The sequence below is a fragment of the Luteibaculum oceani genome, from assembly GCF_007995015.1.
In the GTDB taxonomy this organism is placed as follows: Bacteria; Bacteroidota; Bacteroidia; order Flavobacteriales_D; family Luteibaculaceae; genus Luteibaculum; species Luteibaculum oceani.
Map to the genome: position 1 here is coordinate 84,176 of NZ_VORB01000004.1, position 21,722 is coordinate 105,897.

General features: G+C 39.7%; 17 protein-coding genes. 4 read left to right on the forward strand and 13 right to left on the reverse strand.

Going from position 1 to position 21,722, the window contains the following annotated elements; translation table 11 throughout:
• Window positions 1-85: 85 nt before the first annotated feature.
• The gene (locus FRX97_RS05085) at window positions 86-1,534 is read left to right on the forward strand and encodes a trypsin-like peptidase domain-containing protein (protein ID WP_147014077.1); all 1,449 of its coding nucleotides are present in this window, start codon (window positions 86-88) and stop codon (window positions 1,532-1,534) included.
• A 96-nt stretch (window positions 1,535-1,630) separates the two neighbouring features.
• Here the strand turns inward: FRX97_RS05085 and FRX97_RS05090 are convergent, their stop codons facing one another.
• The 4 genes from FRX97_RS05090 to FRX97_RS05105 form a co-directional block, all read right to left on the reverse strand.
• Window positions 1,631-3,088 carry a glyceraldehyde-3-phosphate dehydrogenase gene (locus FRX97_RS05090; protein WP_147014079.1) on the reverse strand — a complete coding sequence of 486 codons (1,458 nt, stop codon included), beginning with the start codon at window positions 3,086-3,088 and terminating at the stop codon, window positions 1,631-1,633.
• Window positions 3,089-3,221: 133 nt separating this feature from the next.
• Complete coding sequence (locus FRX97_RS05095) at window positions 3,222-3,842, reverse strand: hypothetical protein (protein WP_147014081.1); 621 nt, start codon at window positions 3,840-3,842, stop codon at window positions 3,222-3,224.
• Entirely contained in the window at window positions 3,835-4,830 is a 996-nt protein-coding gene (locus FRX97_RS05100; protein WP_147014083.1) for a hypothetical protein, read from the reverse strand. Before FRX97_RS05100 ends, FRX97_RS05095 begins: the two co-directional genes overlap by 8 nt.
• A gap of 6 nt (window positions 4,831-4,836) precedes the next feature.
• Complete coding sequence (locus tag FRX97_RS05105; protein WP_147014085.1) at window positions 4,837-7,107, reverse strand: hypothetical protein; 2,271 nt, start codon at window positions 7,105-7,107, stop codon at window positions 4,837-4,839.
• 1,235 nt (window positions 7,108-8,342) lie between these two features.
• On the opposite strand from FRX97_RS05105, the gene FRX97_RS05115 reads away from it, so the two are divergent.
• A complete protein-coding gene (locus FRX97_RS05115) occupies window positions 8,343-8,630 on the forward strand; it encodes a GIY-YIG nuclease family protein (RefSeq protein WP_147014089.1) in 288 nt (95 codons plus the stop codon).
• 12 nt (window positions 8,631-8,642) lie between these two features.
• On the opposite strand, the gene FRX97_RS05120 is transcribed toward FRX97_RS05115, so the two are convergent.
• From FRX97_RS05120 to FRX97_RS05130, 3 genes are all read right to left on the reverse strand, one after another.
• Window positions 8,643-8,870: a hypothetical protein gene (locus tag FRX97_RS05120; RefSeq protein WP_170227029.1), complete on the reverse strand. Its 228-nt coding sequence runs from the start codon at window positions 8,868-8,870 to the stop codon at window positions 8,643-8,645.
• 1,841 nt (window positions 8,871-10,711) lie between these two features.
• Complete coding sequence (locus FRX97_RS05125; protein WP_147014093.1) at window positions 10,712-10,963, reverse strand: hypothetical protein; 252 nt, start codon at window positions 10,961-10,963, stop codon at window positions 10,712-10,714.
• Window positions 10,964-11,299: 336 nt separating this feature from the next.
• Window positions 11,300-12,250: a DUF6089 family protein gene (locus FRX97_RS05130; protein ID WP_147014095.1), complete on the reverse strand. Its 951-nt coding sequence runs from the start codon at window positions 12,248-12,250 to the stop codon at window positions 11,300-11,302.
• A gap of 84 nt (window positions 12,251-12,334) precedes the next feature.
• Here FRX97_RS05130 and FRX97_RS05135 point away from each other — a divergent pair, with 84 nt between their 5' ends.
• Window positions 12,335-13,279 carry an NAD(P)H-dependent flavin oxidoreductase gene (locus FRX97_RS05135; RefSeq protein WP_147014097.1) on the forward strand — a complete coding sequence of 315 codons (945 nt, stop codon included), beginning with the start codon at window positions 12,335-12,337 and terminating at the stop codon, window positions 13,277-13,279.
• A 146-nt stretch (window positions 13,280-13,425) separates the two neighbouring features.
• Here FRX97_RS05135 and FRX97_RS05140 read toward each other — a convergent pair whose 3' ends face one another.
• Both FRX97_RS05140 and FRX97_RS05145 read right to left on the reverse strand, forming a co-directional pair.
• Entirely contained in the window at window positions 13,426-13,716 is a 291-nt protein-coding gene (locus FRX97_RS05140) for a hypothetical protein (protein WP_147014099.1), read from the reverse strand.
• A gap of 749 nt (window positions 13,717-14,465) precedes the next feature.
• Window positions 14,466-14,768, reverse strand: coding sequence for a GIY-YIG nuclease family protein (locus tag FRX97_RS05145; RefSeq protein WP_147014101.1), 303 nt, complete (start codon window positions 14,766-14,768; stop codon window positions 14,466-14,468).
• 739 nt (window positions 14,769-15,507) lie between these two features.
• Between FRX97_RS05145 and FRX97_RS05150 the strand changes: the two genes are divergently transcribed.
• Entirely contained in the window at window positions 15,508-15,744 is a 237-nt protein-coding gene (locus FRX97_RS05150) for a hypothetical protein (RefSeq protein ID WP_147014103.1), read from the forward strand.
• A gap of 521 nt (window positions 15,745-16,265) precedes the next feature.
• Here FRX97_RS05150 and FRX97_RS05155 read toward each other — a convergent pair.
• From FRX97_RS05155 to asnB, 4 genes are read right to left on the reverse strand one after another with little or no spacing between them, the layout of a single operon-like run.
• Window positions 16,266-16,997 (reverse strand): glycosyltransferase family 2 protein, encoded by a 732-nt coding sequence (locus tag FRX97_RS05155; protein WP_147014105.1) that lies wholly within the window; start codon window positions 16,995-16,997, stop codon window positions 16,266-16,268.
• Window positions 16,994-18,724 (reverse strand): carbamoyltransferase family protein, encoded by a 1,731-nt coding sequence (locus FRX97_RS05160; RefSeq protein ID WP_147014107.1) that lies wholly within the window; start codon window positions 18,722-18,724, stop codon window positions 16,994-16,996. Before FRX97_RS05160 ends, FRX97_RS05155 begins: the two co-directional genes overlap by 4 nt.
• 3 nt (window positions 18,725-18,727) lie before the next feature.
• Window positions 18,728-19,906 (reverse strand): glycosyltransferase, encoded by a 1,179-nt coding sequence (locus FRX97_RS05165; RefSeq protein WP_147014109.1) that lies wholly within the window; start codon window positions 19,904-19,906, stop codon window positions 18,728-18,730.
• A complete protein-coding gene (asnB, locus tag FRX97_RS05170) occupies window positions 19,896-21,716 on the reverse strand; it encodes an asparagine synthase (glutamine-hydrolyzing) (RefSeq protein ID WP_147014111.1) in 1,821 nt (606 codons plus the stop codon). Before asnB ends, FRX97_RS05165 begins: the two co-directional genes overlap by 11 nt.
• Window positions 21,717-21,722: the final 6 nt, after the last annotated feature.

A 21,722-nucleotide genomic window follows, 5' to 3' on the forward strand; every position in this document is an offset into this window, starting at 1 on the left:
ATAGGCTTAACAATCTTTAACCGCGTGCAATAAACTAGGAGAAAATGGCTGCCGTTAAATTTGCGAATAACAAGAAGTAATAGCTATGAAAAAAGGCATTTATAATATCTTTTTCGGACTAGTGGGTGGATTCATTGGATTTGGCATCATGTATTTAGTCTTCACCCAGGAGGCAAAACAAGAGCTAAACCCAGCCCAGACCAAACCAGCGCAGTTTGTTAATATGCCTATCATTCCAACGAATGAGGGCGAGCAAATAAACTTTGAATTTGCAGCGGAAAAGGCTGTGAATGCAGTGGTTCATGTGTGGACGGAGCGCATAGGACAACGAAGACAAGACCCATGGTCTTACTTTTTTGGATATCCAAGTCAGCCCAGAGTGGCCATGTCGAGTGGATCGGGAGTGATTGTTTCCTCCGATGGCTTTATTGTTACTAACAACCATGTTATTGATGGAGCCAACAATATTCGGGTTAACCTCAATAACGGGGAATCCAAAGAAGCAAAGCTCATAGGAAAGGATCCATCTACTGATTTAGCCCTTTTAAAAATAGAAGGTGAAAACTACCCTTATCTCCCCTATGGAAATAGCGACCAGATAAAAGTTGGGCAATGGGTATTAGCCGTTGGAAACCCATTTAATTTATCATCCACCGTAACGGCAGGAATAATAAGTGCTAAGGCTAGGAATATCAATTTACTAGAGCAGGATGCCACCCGACAATTTCCTTTGGAGTCTTTCATTCAGACCGATGCTGCAGTAAATCCAGGGAATTCTGGTGGCGCCCTTGTAGGCGTTAACGGTGAATTACTAGGTATTAATACCGCCATAGCTTCCAACACTGGATCTTATGCTGGATACGCCTTTGCGGTTCCTGTGAATTTGGTGAAAAAGGTAGTTTCAGATTTATATGAGTTTGGAGCGGTTCAAAGAGCATTTATTGGGGTTAGTATCCGTGATATAGACGCCAAGTTGGTGGAGGACCTGGATCTTGATAATTACGAGGGCGTATATGTTGCTGGTCTTGCCGACAATGGAGCTGCGGAAGAAGGTGGAATAAAACCCAACGACATTATCCTGGCCGTTAATGAGGTTAAGGTTAAAAACGTTACTGAGTTGCAGGAGCAAATCGGAAAATATCGTCCTGGGGATAAAGTTGACATAGAACTACTGCGCAATGACAAAAAGCTAAAACGAAAGATTACGCTGAGAAATATTAACGGAAGTACGGAATTGAATGCAGCTCCCGTTAAAAGTGAAGTTAGCAGCGTAATGGGGGCTCAATTAAGAAGTGCCAGTCCAGACGAATTAAATAAACTGAGACTACCCTTTGGAGTAATCGTTGAAGGAATTGATGGCTCACTCTTACGAAGAAGTGGAATTAAAGAAGGTTTCGTTATTACAAAAATTGATAGGGAACCAGTAAAAACCCCTGAGGAGGTGAAGCTGCTGTTAGAGAAAAAGAAATCTGGAGTTTTGATTGAAGGTTTTTACCCAAATGGCACCAAGGCGTATTACGGTTTTGGGATTTAATTATAAATGCGGTATAAACAAAAAGGCTATTTCCTATCGGAAATAGCCTTTTTTAATATTGGGATTTGACTCTATTTAAGCCAGATATGTTGTCTATTAATAATAGATTAATCTTCTCACCTTAGCGATGTACTTCGCAAGACGAATAACTTGTTTAGTATAACCAAACTCGTTATCGTACCATACGTATAGTACAATGTTCTTTTTATCGCTAGATACGATAGTTGCATTGCTATCAAAAACTGAACAACAAGTATTCCCGATGATATCAGAAGAAACCAATTCAGGCTCTATTGCGAAGTTGATTTGATTTACCAACTCTCCTTGAAGAGCTGCTTTTTTCAACAATTCATTTACAGATTCAACAGAACACTCTTTTCCAACCGTTAAAGAAAGGATAGCCAAAGATCCGTTAGGAGTAGGAACACGCACTGCATTTGCGGTTAGTTTATCCTGTAACTCAGGAATACACTTAGTAACCGCTTTACCAGCCCCAGTTTCGGTAATTACCATGTTAATAGCAGCCGATCTACCTCTTCTGCTTTTACCATGCATGTTATCCAATAGGTTTTGATCGTTGGTATAAGCATGTACCGTTTCGATATGCCCTTTCTCAACACCCAGGTGATCGTTAATTACCTTAAGTACAGGTACGATAGCATTGGTAGTACAAGAAGCAGCAGAATAAATATTCTCCTTCTCGATATCTAGTTCCTTGTGATTTACACCATAAACGATGTTAGGAATCTCTTTTCCAGGAGCAGTAAGAATAACCTTAGAAACCCCTTTAGACTTTAGGTGACGTCCTAGAGCTTCTCTATCCTTGAAAACACCGGTATTATCAATTAACAATGCATCTTCAATACCGTATGCCGTGTAGTCAACAGACTCCGGGCTTGGAGCAGCGATCATGTGAACGCGTTGACCGTTAATGATAAGCGACTTATTTTCAACATCCACAGAAACAGTACCTTGGAAAAGACCGTGAACTGAGTCGTTTCTAAGTAAGGCTGCACGTTTAACTAATTCTTTTTCCGAATCACCACGTGTTACAATAGCGCGCAGTCTAAGTTGCTGACCTTTTCCTGCTTGTTTAATTAATTCTCTTGCTGCAAGACGACCGATTCTTCCGAAACCGAAAAGGATAACATCTTTGGGAGCGATGCTACCGTTATCTTCACCGATCATGTGCGCAAGCTTATTATCGATAAAGTCGGAAAGGGAGTTAAAGTTTTTGCTTTCTTCTTGCCATTCAGAAGCAAGAAGACCAACATCAATTTTTGCAGGTTTAAGCTTTTTCTCAAGAATAAGCGCCGCAATATCAGTTGTAGTTTCGATGCTAATGGGTTTCTTAATTACCTCATTGGCATATCTATGCAGGTTAATAATTTCAGACACACCACAATCAACGAGGTGATTTCTGAATAAAACCAGTTCGATATTCTTATCGTAAAGGAGTTTTCCCACGTAAGAAATGAAATCTACCGCACGCTTTTCTTCTTTAAGGTGCTCTGCAAAATCTTTAGAGTACAACTCTTTGGTATTGGCTTCCATACCTGAAAATTGAAATTGTTTTAGGCCTGCAAAGGTAGGCAAATCTTTTGTGTTGGAGGTTTAGAAAAATAGAGTCGGTAAAGAAGGTGGTTAGAAAAAACAAAAGCCACCGGATGGTGGCTTTTGAGGGGGGTTACGTTTCTATTCTAGCAAAAGTTATTTGTAATCTAGTCGACTTCAAGTTATTCCGTATGTATGAAGAAGCCTCATCTGGCGACATTTTCGGAATTACCAACCTAACAGTTATCTCTTCATAACATCCAGTTGGACCACCATTAAAGTTACTTAAAACATTAGCTTTACATTTTACATTTCTTTCCAATGTTCTATACCTAATTTCCTTATTTGATGCAAGGCTATCCTTGATCGAAATATCTGGCCAAAAACATTCTTTGGAGGGAACTTGATTGTCGCCTAAAATACCGACTTCATAGCCTGTTGAAAAGTTCAGTTTTTCATTATTTTCCATGACTTCAAACGAAGTTTTTATTTTCGTCTGAAACATAGGACAGATAGAATAAAAAGGCTTAGAAAAATAATATTCCATTTCATCTGCATTAAACTGGGTGTAAGCGGAATTATGTCGCCATTCATCCACATCAATATCTATAATAGTATCTATACTGTTCCCACAATTAGCAGAAAGAACACTTTTTATTGAGCAAGGATTGCAATTATTTGGTGTAATTACCTCACCTTCCTTACACATAACAAGAAAGATTGAAATAATTATTAGGTATAGATTTTTAGTCATTGATTAATACTTTTCGGCGGCAAATAACATTCCCATCAATAATGTAGTGAACAACATAAATTCCGGAATTTAACTTTCGAATTCTTTCTTTAAAATTTCCAAGCTCGGTTTCTTTAAAAACAAAATCTCCTCGCTGCATATCGTATACTTGAAATATAACTTCCGGTAACTTTTCTATGAATTTATAACAATCAGTCGGATAAATTATCCTTTCATCCTCATATTTTTTTATTTCTTCGATGGAACCGAATCGTCCCTTGGAAAAATAAACTCCAAAATTTTCATTCATGAAAGGTGAAAACAAGGAGGAATGAACCGTATCAAGATGATCTGCATAATTACGGATTACCGGTTTATTGACGCTATCGAACCCTAGGTTCACACTAAACTCAATTTCTTCAAAGAATTCGTCATTTACCTCAAAAGTCTTAAGGTGACCTAATCCCAAATAAAACAAATTTTTCTTCTTACTTATATTATCAAAATCCGGAGAAAAATAATACAAACTCACCTCACCATTTTCCTCTAAAACTACTTGACTTAGTACAAAAAGTTCCTCACCGTTTGGCCTAGAATACAACTGATGAATTTCAAGAATAATTAAACTAGATTTTTCTGAAATGAACATATTGCAATCCTGCAAGTCCAAATCCTCTTGAAATATTTCACTCCTTGAGAAGTAATTGACAAAGAAATAATCAGAAGTTCCGTCAAGGTATAAAGCACCATTACTCGGCTCCACAATAACCCTTTCATACATTACTCCGTTCAATTTTGAAAATAATGATAAGGGATAGCTTACAGATTCTGTTTCTTGATCCCACTTTATTTCTACATAATTTATATCCAATTTTTGTTCGATAAGAGTATCCCCTGCCTTAAATGGAGATATATTCAGAAAATCGGTTTCAAAAATCTCTACGGAGTAATCTTGCGCCCATGTTGATATGGAGAATACAATTAATATGGTTAATAAAATATTTTTCATGATAAGTTATTTATTTAGATTAGTTTCAATATTTTCTACAGCGGTTTTATCACAATTCCTGCATTTAAAGACAAAAGCACAATGTTGGGCATGCACCTTATCAAAAAAGGACACATTACTCTCTATATTCAATACATATTTTTCAAAGGAATACTCTGGAGCAGGAACTAAATGATAATTAAGAGCAGTTATTGATTTTTCTGGCTCTCTTAGCCCTATAGTCTGCTCCCAGGAAGATTTAGAATCAAATAACTGTACGTTAGGCGCTAAATCATTCACCGCTACCAAAAGATCGTCCATAGACTGTTGATCTATTCCTATTTCCACCAAATGTGCATTATCTGGGCATATCATTTCATATTCTATGGAGTTACATCCAGCTTGATATACAGTATTAGCAAGCATCTCTGGTAACTTGCTGTAATACGAAGCACATGACTCCCAATCTGATTTTATTAACTGAATATCTCGTGTAATAGTAAAGTACATTGGACAGCTTACAGGTGCAGTCAAGCGTCCTTGGGAATCTGAAATTTCTATATCCACCATGATATCCCCCTCGTAGGTCACCACAGTATTATAATCTCCCTGATCAATTCCCGCGTTTTCAGCACAAACTAAATATTTACCATTCCTATACTCATAAATTTCATCATCTAAGGAATATGGTGTTCGTGTTCCATCTTCTTCTACGCGATACCACTTTATAAAAGCATCACGAACTCTAACACTGTATTCATGGGCTTTTACCACTTCCTCCGTTTCATCATTATCTAAGATATTCGTCTCAATTTGAGATTTATCTATTTGATCTAATTCGACAAAATATCTTGAATTAGAGAAACAAGATGGCTGAGGATTATATTGCCTCGGATCCTCGATTCTAAAACTAAGGTGTTCAGGAAGCTTCACATCCTCCGCATAGTCGATTAAATTGGATAGAACAATAACTGTAACCTTCTTCCTATCACTTTCCTTAGGAGGGCAACTACTTTCCCCGTAGGTATCTCGATATGAATAGTATACCGAAGTTAACTTTTCAAAAAATTCCGGGTAATTTGGACCAATATAAAAAGGTGTTTCGCCCTGGTTATCTTTGGTTTTATACCACAAAACTTCCCTTTTTATTTCACTGTATTCGGTGGTAAGGAATTTGGTAACCTTAAGGGTATCAATTCCTGGTTCACATATTGGAAGAGAAAACTCCAGTGGTTCAGGAATACTAAGATCAGCAATAGGAACAACAATAAAAGGATTAACTAATCCTTTTATTTGACCTGGACAGCCATTCGTGTATTTTCTATAGTACTGAGCTCCATAGAGTAATCCACTTCCCGTATATACCTGTTTAGTATATTTATTTGGACTGCATATTGGGAATTTCACCTTATTATCTACCAAATCACTCCAACAAATTCCGTCCTGAAAAGGCACATTTTTATCCATTCTCAATTCTGCCATTCCATCTGAACATAAAAATGCATTTCGAGGAGTAGGAGAATACTCTTCAATACCTGGAGGTAGAGTTGGCTTGATTAACACAAAAAAACTATTACATCTTTCGCGATAATGCTTACCTCGGCAACGCGCCCCAGGATAATCTTTTTGGTGGGATTTAATTGTTACCAAAAAGACCCCGTAATACCCATCACATAGAGGAAAGGTCTCATGCAATTTTGAGGAGGCTCTTTTATTACATTTATTCTGCCCCTTGTTGGAAACTCCTTCGTTTTTGTACCGACATTTATCCTTTGGACTCCTATTCTTCGCTTTCCTAATTTGACAATTCCATGATTTGACCAATACTGGAGTAAGAACTCCATGGGTAAAGTCAAGACTATTTTCCAATAAATCATCCAAAAAGGCATCAGGATCTGGAGCCTCTTCCAGTGGATTGTTTACCAAAAAATTTTGGAAATCATTCTCAAAATCCTTCTGTTTACCACCAGCTAGCAATTTCATCTCAACAAAGGATTCTCTCGATAGTAATCCTGCATCATAGGCAATTATAAGTTTAGCATCTATTACCTCTTGAAACTTCTTTTCGTCAAATGATTCGCTATACCAAATAATATTTCGCTTATCCTTATCATCTCCCCCTTCTTTAGCAGGACTTTTATAGCAAACATTTCGCTTTATCCCCTCTTTTATGTCACTTATCTTTGATTCAATTTTTCTTTCAATTTTAGATAGATTAAGGAATTGTTTTGTTTGGGATACGGATTGGAATACACACAATTGACCCAAAATCAACATCAATAAAATTTTCTTTTTCATGGTAGGTTATTTTTTGATTTCCATTTAAGGTCTGAACAAATTGTCCTTAGTTCCAAAAATTTGAGCTTGTGACTTTTTGTGTATCACTTTTTTAAAAAAGTGTCACATCTGAAAGACTTATAGATAAAAGATTAGAAGGGCATTCTGATTCTAATCAATATCACGAAAAAAGGGCCTTTTTTGCAAAATGAGGAGTTGATTTAGACCTATTCTGATGACTTTTTACAGATATAAAGAGGCTTTTTTGGGTGAAATTTTGGAGAGAATAGCTCAAAAGAATGTTTAAGGGCAATTATCCCATTTGAACGCACTCTTTTCCTTAAACATGAATCAAAAAAAAGCCCAAAATTCTGGTAGGCGAACTTGGGCTTCTCCGCCTCAGTAATGAGGCTTGCGTGGTAGGTTTATTAAAAATAGAAAAATATTTTAATTAATTACAAATTATATTCAAATAATTTGAATTTGATACAAAAATAAAAGATGGGGCGTGGTGTAGTTGACGGGATCTCTCAGTTGCCAATCAAGTTTTTGTATCTGGTGAAAAGGCTTTTAAGAAGGCTCCGTCGCGATGACAGGGTTGCTCAAACGCGGAGTAAGAAGCCAAGCCACAAAGCTGTCATTTCGAACGTAATGAAATGGAGGGAGAAATCTCGTTAGAGCAGAACATTGCCCAATAGACATTTTTGGTAATCATATGTTTTTCACACTTTACTTTTTTCATTACCAAAAAAGTAAACAAAAAGGTTAGCTGCCTTTCATCAGCTTGGTTCTCTTTGGAAGCATTAAGCAATCCTTTTTCATTTTTTATTCATCAGGTAATTGATTTTAATGGAATTCATGAATCTTCGATTTCCATCGATGAAAAAACGAAACAAAAAAATCTAGGCCTAGACATTTCATTCGTCATAGCTGGTCGATAAACATAAGTGCGGCCAGGCGAGCTACCGCTTCCTGGTCTTACTAATGTTTATCCTGCATCTATTTCCTCTGAAATCTATGGCCTTTTGGACGCACGAATGATAAACGCAGGGGTGGATCACAATGAGGTTAACGGGATTCTACCTAATGCGGCTACAGGAATCAGACGGTTATCGAGTGCCACGACGAAGGAGTGGTGTATCGAGATAACAAAGGCGGAGGACTTAGCCTAGTTACAAAGCTGTCATTTCGAACGGAACGGAGTGAAGAGAGAAATCTCGTTAGAGAGTATCTTTTTATTTAAGTAACTTAAGTACATGGCCAACTACCACGTGTACATTCTGACTAATAAAAGAAAGACAGTACTTTATATTGGTGTTTGTAATAATCTCAAAAGGAGACTTTACGAACACCAACAAGGCAAACTCCTAAATGCGTTCAGCAAAAGGTACGGTTGTCAGTTTCTAATCTATTACGAAAGGTTCGAGGATATCAACCAAGCAATTGGCAGGGAAAAGGAATTAAAAAAATGGCGCAGAGATAAGAAAGAAGCTTTGATTGAAAAGACTAATCCGAATTGGGATTTTTTGAATGATGAGGTTTAACAGCTATTTTTACTAGGAATTGGGTTTACCACAATTGATCGCTGCGTTATTAACGGGATCTCTCAGTCGCCAATCAACTTGTTTGTTGCTGGAGCAAGGCTTTTTTGCAGGCTCCTTCGAGATGACAGTTTTGGTCCAGGGCAAAGGCCTTTTCAAGACTTCAGAACTGTCATTTCGAACGACCACGCCACAAGCGTGGGGAAGGAGAAATCCCGTTAAGGCATAACTTATTCCTTTCATATTCTTTTTCATTTTTTTCATTGATACTCCGGCAAACTCAGTACAAGTGAAAAAACGAAACAAAAAAATCTAGGCCTAGACATTTCATTCGTCATAGCGGTTCGGTAAACATAAGTGCGGCCAGGCGAGCTATCGCTTCCTGGTCTTACTAATGTTTATCCTGCATCTATTTCCTCTGAAATCTATGGCCTGATAGACGCACGGACATGTCTCGATGGGGCGGAGGCGCGATGAAGCGTACGGGATTTCTCAGTCGTCCGAACGATGTTGTTTCTGGAGTTTGGATATTAGAGACTCTTTCAAAATGACGGCGGTGGTCTTGGGCAAAGGATTTGGCTTGAGTTCGAAGGATGTCATTTAGATCGACCATGCACTAAGCAAGGGTATGTTTAGATAACACAGGTTCAGGGTAATATATGTTGAAACAATAAAAATAGAAAGCCCGCGAACTGGTAGGACTTCGCGGGCTTTCTTGCTCTGACCATTGAGCACACCTGGTAGGGGAATCATTAAATATTATTATGTTTTGAAATTACGGCAACCTAGAAAAAAAGAAAAGCAGAGATACTCAAAGAAGGTGGTAGTGGCAATTTACGACATTAAGCACTCTGCTTTTCGGAAAAACTCGAGCGGGTTGCCCAAGTTGTGGTAGACCATAAAGACCTTCACTTTTATTAGCGAAAGAAATGGAAAAAGAGCCCCGGTGGTGGTAGACACCGTGAATCTTTCTCCGTTTCAAACGCACTCTGTGGTAGGTGAAGATCTTAAAAAGTATCGTAGAATTATAAATGGGTAGGTAAACACTTACACCCTACAATACTTTTCAAATATTTCAAAGATCATTTTTCAACTTTCTATCAAATCAAACAATTCAATAATTCTTATCAGGATTAGTATTGAATTCCGTCATTGTTAGTATTAAAATTATACAAATTTTTCCAACCACCAAATTTTATTGAACATTTTTTTTGGATTAAATGTTGTTTTTATTCGATAACTGGTCTGTATTCCTTTATTTTCAGCGGATTTCTATAATAATATTTTATGGATTTTTTGGAGGGCGGTTACCCCAAGTCTAGGTTTCACTTGTTTTTATAGATGGGTTTGGAGCGGTTATGATACATCCCGAATAGGAGGCGCAATGCCCTTATCCATTTCGGTAATCATTAGTTTTTCTCATTTTACTTTTTTCATTACCAAAAAAGTAAACAAAAAGGCTAGGGCTGCAGATCCCTCTCTCATTCATCTTCAGAAATCCTTAGAAAGACCTAAAAGGATTTCCCCAAGCCTAGGTCTTGGGTCTTCGACCCTGTCAATCTTTTGGTTTTCTACGGATTTCTTTTGATTCATTTCGATCTTGATCTGATGCCCAGAAGGACGCACGAATGATTGTTGGAGGGGGTGGTCGCGTTGTGGCTATTAGGATCCATACAAGTTCGGGATGACTGCTACCGGTTTAACTCGGTTATCGAGTGGCCACGCCCCAAGAGTGGGTGTATCGAGATAACATGGGCGAAGGAATTAGCTCGTAGCTGGTAGCTGTTTGCGATTAGGTAGAGGATGAAGGCGATGAATTGATGAAGTTATATGCTCTGATCACCTCCTCTCGATATACTTCTTCCCTATCGGGGCGAAGCACTCGAGGACCAGGTATCGCTGTGTAACTTACGGGATTTCTCAGTCCTCCGGACGATGTTGTTTCCGAAGTTTGGAAGTTAGGAGACTCTTTCGAAATGACAGCTGCGGGTTTAGCACGGTTATCGAGTGCCCACGCCCCAATCGTGGGTGTATCGAGATAACAAGGGCGAAGGAATTAGCTCGTAGCTGGTAGCTGTTTGCGATTAGGTAGAGGATGAAGGCGATGAATTGATGAAGTTGTACGCTCTGATCACCTCCTCTCGATACACTTCTTCCCTATCGGGGCGAAGCACTCGAGGACCAGGTATCGCTGTGTAACTTACGGGATTTCTCAGTCCTCCGGACGATGTTGTTTCCGAAGTTTGGAAGTTAGGAGACTCTTTCGAAATAACAGCTGCGGGTTTTAGACGGTTATCGAGTGGCCACGCCCAAGCGTGGGTGTATCGAGATAACATTGGCGGAGGGATTAGCTCTTTGTACTTAGCTCGTAGAAGGGAGGGGAAATTTCGTTGATAAGAGCATTGCTCAGGTCCTCTCGATACACCCCGACGCTTTACTGGTCGGGGCACTCGAGGACCGAGTTTAGGGAAACCTAGAGTTTATCGAAGGGGGGAGTCGCGGTGGGATTGACGGGCTCCCGCATTAGGCGGGATGACAGCGCTGGTTTAAACAATTAAGGTAATAATTCCTCTTACAAGAAAAACAACTAAAGCTTGAGGGTATATAGTTTTACCAACAAAAAAACCCAGCGAATGCTGGGCTTTAAATATTTTGAAGAACTAAATTCTAAACTAGAAAGAGAAGAAACGAGATGTTCGGGTTCTTTTTCCACCAGACCTTCTGTATCCATTGTGGAAGTTTCTTCTGAACTTCCCTCCCTTACCTCTAAATACATAGGACAGATCTAGGGTTGCGAATACATAAGAATCGTCATAATCTGGATTACCTCTGATACTACCAGCCGTTGGATTGTACGGAGAATTCTCTAATTCATCAGATCTATTTGCTACCGCAGCTGCAAGTTGGCCCTGAGGCGTTTCAGGGAATGTTTTAGGATCCTTGTATTTGGTAGAAACGTCATCTAAATAATCCGTTTGCGTAGTTCTTACACCCAATCTAGCTCCAATTCTGAAATTTCTATCCACAGTCCAGTACATACCAATACCAGTATTTAATGCTAAACCAGATAATTCGTATGCCACCCCTTCAGTTTGTAAAGGTGCTAACTCAATCGTTCCTGAAAATGTTTGACCATTAATTTCCTCATCAATCTCAGTCTTTGGATTGTGCGTAAAATATCCAACTCCAATAAATACAAAGGAGGTGAAATCCACTCTATACTGACGGTTTCTCCCGACGTTATAATTCTCATAAAACTCAAACTCCATTACAGCACCCATCTCCATAATGTCATTTGTAAAACTAAGGTTACGTCCCATTCTTCCAGGATTAGTACTTAAGCTATCCGCTCCACTGATACGACCAAATTGATAACTCAGATTAATGTTAATACCTGGAGTTAACGCATATCTTGCGAATGCTCCGGCAGATAACCCCGTAGTTTTCAATTTAATATCGGCTACAAAATCCCTACGAGGAAGGAACTTCCCACCTATATCTCCAAGATAATTAGCACCACCCAAACGAACTCCCGCTTCAAGACGGTAGTTTTGGGCTTTCAACTCCCCTACTCCACAGATAATAAGAGAGAAAATTAGTAGACGGGTAAAGAATTGTTTCATGCTAATGAAGCTTTGATTCATTGGGTTGTTGGCGCCAAAATAAAGTATTTTCGCTCCAAACGAAATTATTCTGATATAAATTTCATGGAGAATTTACATCAATCGATAAGTGGAACTAAATATCCGATAATTCAAGCGGGAATGGTATGGGTATCCGGCTGGAAACTAGCACTGGCGTGTTCTAAAGCTGGAATTCTTGGTTGTATAGGTGCAGGATCCATGTCTCCCGAAGTGTTAGATATTCACCTGACAAAAATCAAAACTGCAATTGGGGACTTACCCTTTGCTGTCAATCTTCCACTTTTTTATTCAAAAATTGAGGAGCAAGTTCAGCTAATAATAAAACATCGGGTACCAATAGTAATATGCTCCGCAGGATCCCCAAAAAAATTTACATCCATCTTTAAAGAAAATGGTATAAAGGTTTTTCATGTCGTACCTAGTCTCCAACTAGCGCTTAAAGCTCAGGATGCTGAAGTAGATGCGGTTATTGCCGAAGGTTTTGAGGCCGGGGGCCATAATGGAAGGGACGAAACTACCTCCCTAGTCCTACTCCAAGAACTGCAGGGCAATCTTGATATTCCTTATTTCGCCGCTGGAGGATTTGGCACTGGAAGGAGCCTCTTAGCTGCTCAGGTTTTGGGTGCAAGTGGGGTTCAAATGGGATCGGTATTTGTTCCCACCATTGAAGCTTCCTGTCATCCGAATTACAAAAATTACCTGTGTAATCTTCCATCTGGAGCCACCAAATTGTCTCTAAAGCCATTAAATCCTGTTCGATTGGCACCAAATAAGTTTTTCGAGGAGGTTCAAAAGCTTGAACAAAGGGGAGCAAGTAAAGAAGATCTAGCAACATTACTGGGAAAAGGAAGAGCAAAACTGGGCATGTTTGATGGTAATTTGGAAGAGGGGGAGTTGGAAATTGGTCAGATTATTTCTTTGGTCAAGGATGTTTTACCCGCTGGCGAAGTTGTAAAGAGGATTGTTAGGGAGTATCAGGAGGCGAAGGAGTTAGTTCGTAGGGGTTAGGTGGTAGCTGGTAGCTAGTAGCTCGTAGGTGGTAGAGATGAAGGATGAATTGATGAGGGGATGAAGAGGAACGGTCGGATCGTGGCCTCTCGATACACCCCGAGGGTTTACTGGTCGGGGCACTCGAGGACCGAGTTTCGGTAAACCTAGAGGTTATCGAAGGTGGAAGTCGCGGTGGTATTAACGGGATTTCTCAGTCGTCCGAACAATATAATTTCTTGAGCCTGAATGTTGAGAGACTCTTTCGAAATGACAGCTGTGGGTTTTAGACGGTTATCGAGTGGCCACGCCCAAGCGTGGGTGTATCGAGATAACATGTGCGGAGGATTTAGCCATGCCACAAAGTTGTCATTTCGAACGGAACGAAGTGAAGAGAGAAATCTCGATTGGGAGACGCGTTGCCCAAATCCATTTCTGTAATCTTTGGTTTTTCTCATTTTACTTTTTTCATTACCAAAAAAGTAAACAAAAAGGCTAGGGCTGCAGATCCCTCTCTCATTAATCTTCAGAAATCCTTAGAAAGACCTAAAAGGATTTCCCCAAGCCGCGGTCTTGGGTCTTCGACCCTGTCAATCTTTTGGTTTTCTATGGATTTCTTTTGATTCATTTCGATCTTGATCTGATGCCCAAAAGGACGCACGAATGATTATCGAAGGAGGAGTCGCGTTGGAGCTTATGGGATCTCGCCTAATACGGGATGACAGCTTCGGGCTTTAGCGGTTATCGAGTACCCAGGGGAAAAGCTAGGGTGTAACGAGATAACATGGGCGAAGATTGTAGTTGATAGTTCTTAGCTCGCAGCTGACAGGGGTTAGGTAAAAGATGAAGGCGATGAATTGATGAAGGTATACACTCTGATCACGTCCTCTCGATACACTTCTTCCCTATCGGGGCGAAGCACTCGAGGACCGGGAGCCGGGAAGCTGAAAGAGATGAATAGATGAAGGGATGAAGGCGATGAAAAGGGTTAGCCGAAAGGACAATGCTGGAAGGTACCGTGCGGGGAAACAAATATCCAACCCAAAGTGACTTAAAAAAAGAAGGCCCAAAACCTGGTAGGTAGCTTTGGGCCTTCGGTTTATCCCTTGACGGGATTTGTGGTAGGTTTCTTAAATATAGTTAAATATTTTTATTAAACAATAAATCGACCAAAATATTTAAACACATTTTAAGCGGTTAAAGTGCATTAAATAATAACTCGGTTAATACAGAGCAATTGGGGATTGATCTTTTTGATCAACTTTTCCTTCTTTTCTCTGTCCCAATTACGGATCTCTTTAACGCGTTCTTCGGCTTCTTTGCGAGTGTTGAATCTTTCGTAAAACATTAGTTGATTGGTTTTTTGGCCTCTTTCGTAGGCGGAATTATAAATACTTCTCTTGAATTTATATACCAATAAGCGCATGTTGTCCGAGGAGCTCGTATGGTATACTGTTCTACTGTAATTGGATACTATGTAAACATAGTAATGTTGCGGAATGAGCCTCATATGTGGTAGGTTTTAAATTGATTATTACTATGAATTTATACAATATTTTTAATTGAACAAATGTTTTTCTGAAAAAATTGGTTGGAATTAGGGGGATTAGTTTATAGGTGGTAGTTCGTAGTTCATAGCTCGTAGCTGGTAGGCGGTAGGCGGTAGGCGGTAGAGATGAAGGATGAATTGATGAAAGGATGAAGGGGTACGCTCGGATTGTGTCCTCTCGATACACCCCGACGCTTACCGGTCGGGGCACTCGAGGATCTATTCAATTTAGGAAAGCGTTGCCTATGTCCTCTCGATATACTTCTTCCCTATCGGGGCGAAGCACTCGAGGACCACGTTTTACGATGTATTTAACGGGATCTCTCAGTCGCCAGTCAATTTTTTTGTTGCTGGAGCAAGGCATTTTTGGAGGCTCCTTCGAGATGACAGCTTTGGTTATGGGCGGAGGACTCATCCGGGATAAAAAGTTGTCATTTCGACTGCACCGAAGCGGAAGGAGAAATCCCGTCAAGGCATAACTTATTCCTTTCATATTCTTTTTCATTTTTTATTCATCAGGTAATTGATTTTAATGGAATTCATGAATCTTCGATTTCCATCGATGAAAAAACGAAACAAAAAAATCTAGGCCTAGACATTTCTTTAGTCATAGCTGTTCGGTAAACATAAGTGCGGCCAGGCGAGCTATCGCTTCCTGGTCTTACTAATGTTTATTCTACATCTATTTCCTTAGAAATCTATGGCCAGATGGACGCACGGACAATTATCGATGGGAGGACTCGCGTTGGAGCTTATGGGATCCCACCTAATCCGAGATGACAGCTGCGGGTTTAGCACGGTTATCGAGTGGCCACGCCCCAAGCGTGGGTGTATCGAGATAACATGGGCGGAGGATGCTGCCATGATACAAAGTTGTCATTTCGACCGTAATGAAGAGGAGAGAGAAATCCAGTTAGAGCAAAACATTGCTCATTAAACATTGTAGGTAATATTCTATTTTACTCGCTTTACTTTTTTCATTACCAAAAAAGTAAACAAAAAGGCTAGGGCTGCAGATCCCTCTCTCATTCATCTTCAGAAATCCTTAGAAAGACCTAAAAGGATTTCCCCAAGCCTAGGTCTTGGGTCTTCGACCCTGTCAATCTTTTGGTTTTCTATGGATTTCTTTTGATTCATTTCGATCTTGATCTGATGCCCAAAAGGACGCACGGACATTTATCGAAGGGGGAATCGCGTTGGAGCTTATGGGATCTCGCCTAATGCGGGATGACAGCTGCGGGCTTTAACGGTTATCGAGTGCCTCGACGAAGGAGAGGTGTATCGAGATAACAAGGGCGAAAGAACCAGCCTAGAAATGGGGTTTTAATTTCGACTGACCACACCTCTATCTTGTGGAGGGAGAAATCTCTTTAAGAAGGGAGGTTGTTTTTATTCTTGATGCTAACTTAGATTGCGCTCAGCCAGCGTGTTCCGTGCAATATGCAGGTTGGAGGTCGGTTAGAAGTACTGTGGAATTTTGCGGAGTTTTTTGAGGAGGACGGCGAGATAGTTTTTTTTGCCGGTGTTTACTTCCCATGCTTTGAGATCGTATTTGAGGCCGGATTTGCGTGCAGCGAGGTTGGCGTTGGACATACCTCCTACCCGCATTTTAACCAGGGTTTTAGGGAGGTAGTGCAATTTAATCTTGTGGATGTGAATGGCACGTAGCATCCATTCGAAATCGGCTGCGGAACCCATGTCTAATCGAAAAAGACCGACCTTATCAAAAACGGACTTTTTAATATATAAAGCAGGATGCGGAGGCATCCAACCGATGGCAAAGGAGGCTTGCTTGCCAGATTTCCAAGTGCGGACTTTTTTGCTGAGGTCTTCGTTCCAATATTCCAGATCCCCATAGACCGCATCTGCGTTTGGGTGCTCTTTAAAACACACTTGCACAGCTTTAAGGGCATCAGGGCTAGCCAGGACATCATCCGCATGTATAAAACCAATAATATCCTGGGAACCTGCGTTGGCAACGGCTTTGTTCAGCGCATCGTACAAGCCAGCATCTTGCTCGGAAACGAAATTAACGCCCTCCCGCTCCAACAGAGCGACTGTACCGTCTTTGGACTGCCCATCCTGCGCGTGATATAAAAAATCGCAGTCTAGCTGCGATTTTACCGATTTAATGGTATCTCCTAGTGTCTGCTCAGAATTGTAGCAGACGGTAATTAGATGGATTCTCATCTCGTAACTACATAATCTTCAAGAACTAACATATCCATTTTAGTTCTGAGAAAGCAATCCAACGCCTCTTGAGGTCTGTTCACAATGGGTTCATTCTCATTGAAGGAAGTATTAACCAAAATTGGGACTCCCGTTCTTTCTCTGAAACGATTGATTAATCCATAATATTTTGGCTCAATGTTCCCGTCAACGGATTGCAATCTTCCTGTTCCATCGACGTGGGTAACTGCAGGAATTTCTGCATGCTTTTCTGGCCTAATGGGATACACCTTTTCCATAAAGGGGACAAAATCCGCATTCTCAAAATATTCATCCACATATTCCTTCAAAATGGAGGGTGCAAACGGCCTGAAAGACTCTCTGCGTTTGATTTTGAGGTTAAGAATTTCCTTAACATCGTTACGGCGGGGATCTGCTAGAATAGATCTGTGCCCCAATGCTCTTGGACCAAACTCTGCTCTACCCTGATACCAGCCCACAACGCCTCCATTTTCAAGACAGTCACACACCTTATCAAATAATTCGCTTTGCGAGGAAGCTTTTTTCCAGGGTTGTTCTATTTGGGACAAACATTGCTCAATTTCTGCCTCATTTGCTTTATATCCGGTGTAGGGATTGTAATCCGGACAGCGCCTTTTAATATTTAGATTTTGATGCATATAATATAAAGCTGCACCTGCTGCGGTACCCGCATCGTGGCCTGCACAGGGTACATAGACATTATCAAACCCAGTATTCGAAATAATTTTTCCATTGGCTACGGAGTTTTGTGCTACCCCTCCAGATATACATAGATTTTTTAGGCCGGTATCTTTTTGTAATCTGGTTAATATCTGAAAAATAATTTCCTCGCACTTTCTTTGAACCGAGGTTGCTAAATTTTTATGTTTTTGGGTTAATTCCTCATCTTTTTTTCTGGCAGGACCAAATACCTCCTCAAACTTTTTAGAATATAATTTTCCAATGACTGGAGAACCTCCAACCCAATTCATATCCACTCCCTTGCTAAAATGTGGGTAGAATTTTTTGTTTAGGGTAAATCCATATTTACCATCGTACTGAATAAATGGATCAAGTTCCTTCAAAAATTCAGGTTTGCCATAGGGAGCTAGCCCCATTACCTTGTACTCATCTCCATAGTGAGGGAAACCCAAATATTGTGTAAAGGAGGTATAGAACATACCGAGAGAATGAGGGTAATTCACTTCTGATATTACTTGAATATCATTCCCTTTAGCTGTAGCCACCATAGTAGAGGTAAAATCACCCATTCCATCTATAGAAATAAGTGCAGCTTCCTCAAAAGGTGAGGGATAAAAAGCTGATGCTAAGTGGCTGCGATGGTGCTCTATATTTTGCACTTTACCCTGAATAGCCTCTATGGGACAGTCCATTGCATCTGCTAATTGTTTTTCGAAAGACGCTACTTTAGATCTATTCTTTATACGATCATATAGATTAGACAGTTGGAATCCATGTTTAAGCAGGTGTTTAATTTTCTTGTTTACGTTTACACTAGGATCACGAGAAACACATATTGCATCGATCTCACGTAGGGTAACGCCAGCCTCCTTTAAACAAAATTCAATAGCTTGGGCAGGCATACCAGCCCAGTGCTTAATGCGAAGAATACGTTCCTCTTCAGTGGCAGCTATTAATTGTCCATCCTTGAAGATGGCAGCTGAAGAATCACCATGGAAGGCATTGATACCTAAAATATATTTCATTAATTATAAATTCCCTTGATTATTATTTTCTGAAATACCAAACATATCACGATAAGCCTGGATTTGTTCATTAAAATTAAATTTAGATTGTGCAAATTTTATTACATTATAGCGCAGCCTTTCCCAATCCTCACCTCCAATTTCCAAGTACCTTATTATTCTATCTTCATACCCTTGGGTATTGGAGGGATCAATTGTAAAACCTGCGTTGGCTTCTTCTAAACCTTCCCAAGGAGTATTTTCACTTGCAATTACAGGTATTCCCCAGGCTAGGGCTTGGGCTATAGATTGTCCATAATTTTCGCTTAAAGATGGACAACACAGGACATCGAATTTTTGATATATTTTCTCTAACTCAATGGGTGTAAACCCGCCGTGAAATTTTACATCCAAATTGTGGAATTCATCAACCCTCTCACGCAAACTTCGGTAATACAGTACATCCTCCACATTACCAAAAAAATAGATACATAATTTACCCTGTAATTCCTCCGGTAAGTTCATTATTACATCAAAAATCCATGAAAGGTTTTTTATAGGATGAATTCTTCCAACAATGCCAATTCGCAACCTATTTGCTTCCTTTTCCTTTTGTGGTAGCAGCCCCACCTTTGGTCCTAAATTGGGGAATTCAAAGTAAAAGGGAGCGCCGATTCTCACCTGAGCCGCTAATCTTTCATTTTCACTTGTAAAGTGATATCTAACGGGAAACCAGTACTGATATAAAGAGTAAAACCACAGATACAACTTCTTTTTCAAGGCTTTCTGACTTAAAGCACCTGTTAAAAGCATTCCTCTTGTTGCCAGAATTTGATTTTCCCCAGACCTTCTACTAAAAGTTTGAAGAAATCTAGGAAAGATAAACCAGGTTAACATGAAAATATCATTATAGTACCAGGTAAAGTGATAAGGCTTATTCCAAAGCTTAAGAATACTTCTAAGAATAAAGATAAAACCACTCCCACGTACAATATGTACATTTCTTAATTCAAAATCCTTTAAGGAATTCTCCTCTTCATTAATTAACCTTCCTGAAGGTTGTTTATTTCCAGCAATAACAAATACAGGTACATCTTTGGATATATTTTGTACTAGATTTAAAAGCGATACTACAGGACCTCCAGCTTCATATGCTGGAGCAAACCATTGACTAAGGATGACTACCGCTGGTTTATTGCACATAATTCTTTTGCATCCATCTTGAGAGTATCACTAAGCTTAGAACCACAGTGTATGAATAATGCCCTTTAAGAAAGCCATTGTAAATTTTTTCAACTCCTTCTTTTTTAAAGTGATTTGAATTTTTAAGGAATGAAAGAGATTTTTCAGAGTATTCTCTCAAATCATTTTTCAACCATAAATCCCATGGGAAAGTAAATCCCATCTTTCTTCTGTGAACAATACTATCTGGTAAAATTTCTTTACCCAAAGCTTCCTGCATCAAGGGCTTGTTGCCTTTACCTATTTTATAAGAATCGGGCAAACCAAGTACATATTCCACCAACCTGTGATCCAGAAACGGTACTCTAACCTCTAAGGCATGAGCCATACTCATTTGATCAGTATCTCTGAGTAGTACTGAAGGAATATAACTACCCAGCTCCTGTTGACTTACCCAGGAGTAACAATGCTCTGAACTTAACACTCCAATTTGCTCGGGATATACTCCTATACCATCAAAAGGTTCGGTTAATACTTCTGCGAGGATATTCTTTGATAATCTTTGTCTGACTATTCTTTGAATATACTCAGGACTTGCACCAATGTTTTGAAGGAATAATTTTTCCCTAGACCTTTTTTTAGGCAACATCGGGACTAGGCCCCGAAATGGACTTAATACAGCTCTCAGATGCCTGTGCTGTCTCCAGTTTTTCACGTAATTGAATACTGGATAACCTCCGAATAATTCGTCACCACCCGCTCCACTCAGAGCCATAGTTATTCCGGCATCTTTGGTGATTTTACTGATAATCCAGGAGTTTATACCATCAACCCCAGGATAATCATAGGCATCGATTGCATCCGGTATACTTTCTAAAAATTGATTTGGGGTAATCTCAAGGACTTCATGATTTGTCCGCCATTTTTTGGCAATCTCTTCGGCAAAGTGACGCTCAGAAAATCCCTTTTCTTGAAAGGAAATGTGGAAAGTTGACACCGGTAAATCGGAAATTTGGCTCATAATCCCCACAAGAGCGCTGGAATCCATCCCCCCGGAAAGGAAAGCACCAAAGGGCACATCCGCAACTAGGCGATCAGACACTGCTTGATATAATAAATCCCTGATATTCTTTATTGCGTCAGGTTTATTATGCTGTATTGTTCTAATATTTTCTAATTTCCAATAAGGTTTTATTTTCAGCTCATCAGAATTTAAATTGAAAGTAAACTGATGGCCAGGACCTAGTTCCTTTATTCCTTCCAGGATAGTATCATTTCCGAACCTATGTTGATAAAGTAGATATTGAGGCAACGCATTACTTTCAATTTTTTTACCCAAACCAACAGTTTGCAGAGCTCTTAACTCACTTGCCAAAAAAATGGAGTCCTCACTTTTCGAATAGTATAGAGGTTTGATACCAAGCCTATCCCTTGCTCCTACTATAAAGTTTTTCGTCTTGTCATAGAGGATAAAGGCAAACATTCCATCTAAATATCTAACAAATTCTTCACCGTATTGAAGATATGCAGCTACAATAACCTCAGTATCACTTTCTGTTTTGTAGTTATATGGAATATGTTTTTTTAACCGTTGGTAATTGTAAATTTCACCGTTATATACAACTACGATTTGACAGTCATTACTATAGAATGGTTGATTAGCACGCTCATCCAGGTCTATTATGGCTAACCTGGTATGACCAAGACTGACCCCATCAGATATAAATTTCCCCATGGCATCAGGCCCCCTGTGTATCATTTTTGAGCACAGAGAATCTATAAATTCCAATTTGGCCCGATTGGGAGATATTACCCCTGCTATTCCACACATACTACC

Bases quoted from the DNA above. Each gene is read 5' to 3' on its own strand.
- asnB (WP_147014111.1), bottom strand. From the start codon at position 21,716: ATGTGTGGAATAGCAGGGGTAATATCTCCCAATCGGGCCAAATTGGAA.
- FRX97_RS05130 (WP_147014095.1), bottom strand. From the start codon at position 12,250: ATGAAACAATTCTTTACCCGTCTACTAATTTTCTCTCTTATTATCTGT.
- FRX97_RS05090 (WP_147014079.1), bottom strand. From the start codon at position 3,088: ATGGAAGCCAATACCAAAGAGTTGTACTCTAAAGATTTTGCAGAGCAC.
- FRX97_RS05085 (WP_147014077.1), top strand. From the start codon at position 86: ATGAAAAAAGGCATTTATAATATCTTTTTCGGACTAGTGGGTGGATTC.
- FRX97_RS05105 (WP_147014085.1), bottom strand. From the start codon at position 7,107: ATGAAAAAGAAAATTTTATTGATGTTGATTTTGGGTCAATTGTGTGTA.
- FRX97_RS05150 (WP_147014103.1), top strand. From the start codon at position 15,508: ATGGCCAGATGGACGCACGGACAATTATCGATGGGAGGACTCGCGTTG.
- FRX97_RS05135 (WP_147014097.1), top strand. From the start codon at position 12,335: ATGGAGAATTTACATCAATCGATAAGTGGAACTAAATATCCGATAATT.
- FRX97_RS05160 (WP_147014107.1), bottom strand. From the start codon at position 18,724: ATGAAATATATTTTAGGTATCAATGCCTTCCATGGTGATTCTTCAGCT.
- FRX97_RS05100 (WP_147014083.1), bottom strand. From the start codon at position 4,830: ATGAAAAATATTTTATTAACCATATTAATTGTATTCTCCATATCAACA.
- FRX97_RS05120 (WP_170227029.1), bottom strand. From the start codon at position 8,870: ATGAAAGGAATAAGTTATGCCTTAACGGGATTTCTCCTTCCCCACGCT.
- FRX97_RS05165 (WP_147014109.1), bottom strand. From the start codon at position 19,906: ATGTGCAATAAACCAGCGGTAGTCATCCTTAGTCAATGGTTTGCTCCA.
- FRX97_RS05140 (WP_147014099.1), bottom strand. From the start codon at position 13,716: ATGAGAAAAACCAAAGATTACAGAAATGGATTTGGGCAACGCGTCTCC.
- FRX97_RS05155 (WP_147014105.1), bottom strand. From the start codon at position 16,997: ATGAGAATCCATCTAATTACCGTCTGCTACAATTCTGAGCAGACACTA.
- FRX97_RS05145 (WP_147014101.1), bottom strand. From the start codon at position 14,768: ATGAGGCTCATTCCGCAACATTACTATGTTTACATAGTATCCAATTAC.
- FRX97_RS05095 (WP_147014081.1), bottom strand. From the start codon at position 3,842: ATGACTAAAAATCTATACCTAATAATTATTTCAATCTTTCTTGTTATG.
- FRX97_RS05125 (WP_147014093.1), bottom strand. From the start codon at position 10,963: ATGTTATCTCGATACACCCACGCTTGGGCGTGGCCACTCGATAACCGT.
- FRX97_RS05115 (WP_147014089.1), top strand. From the start codon at position 8,343: ATGGCCAACTACCACGTGTACATTCTGACTAATAAAAGAAAGACAGTA.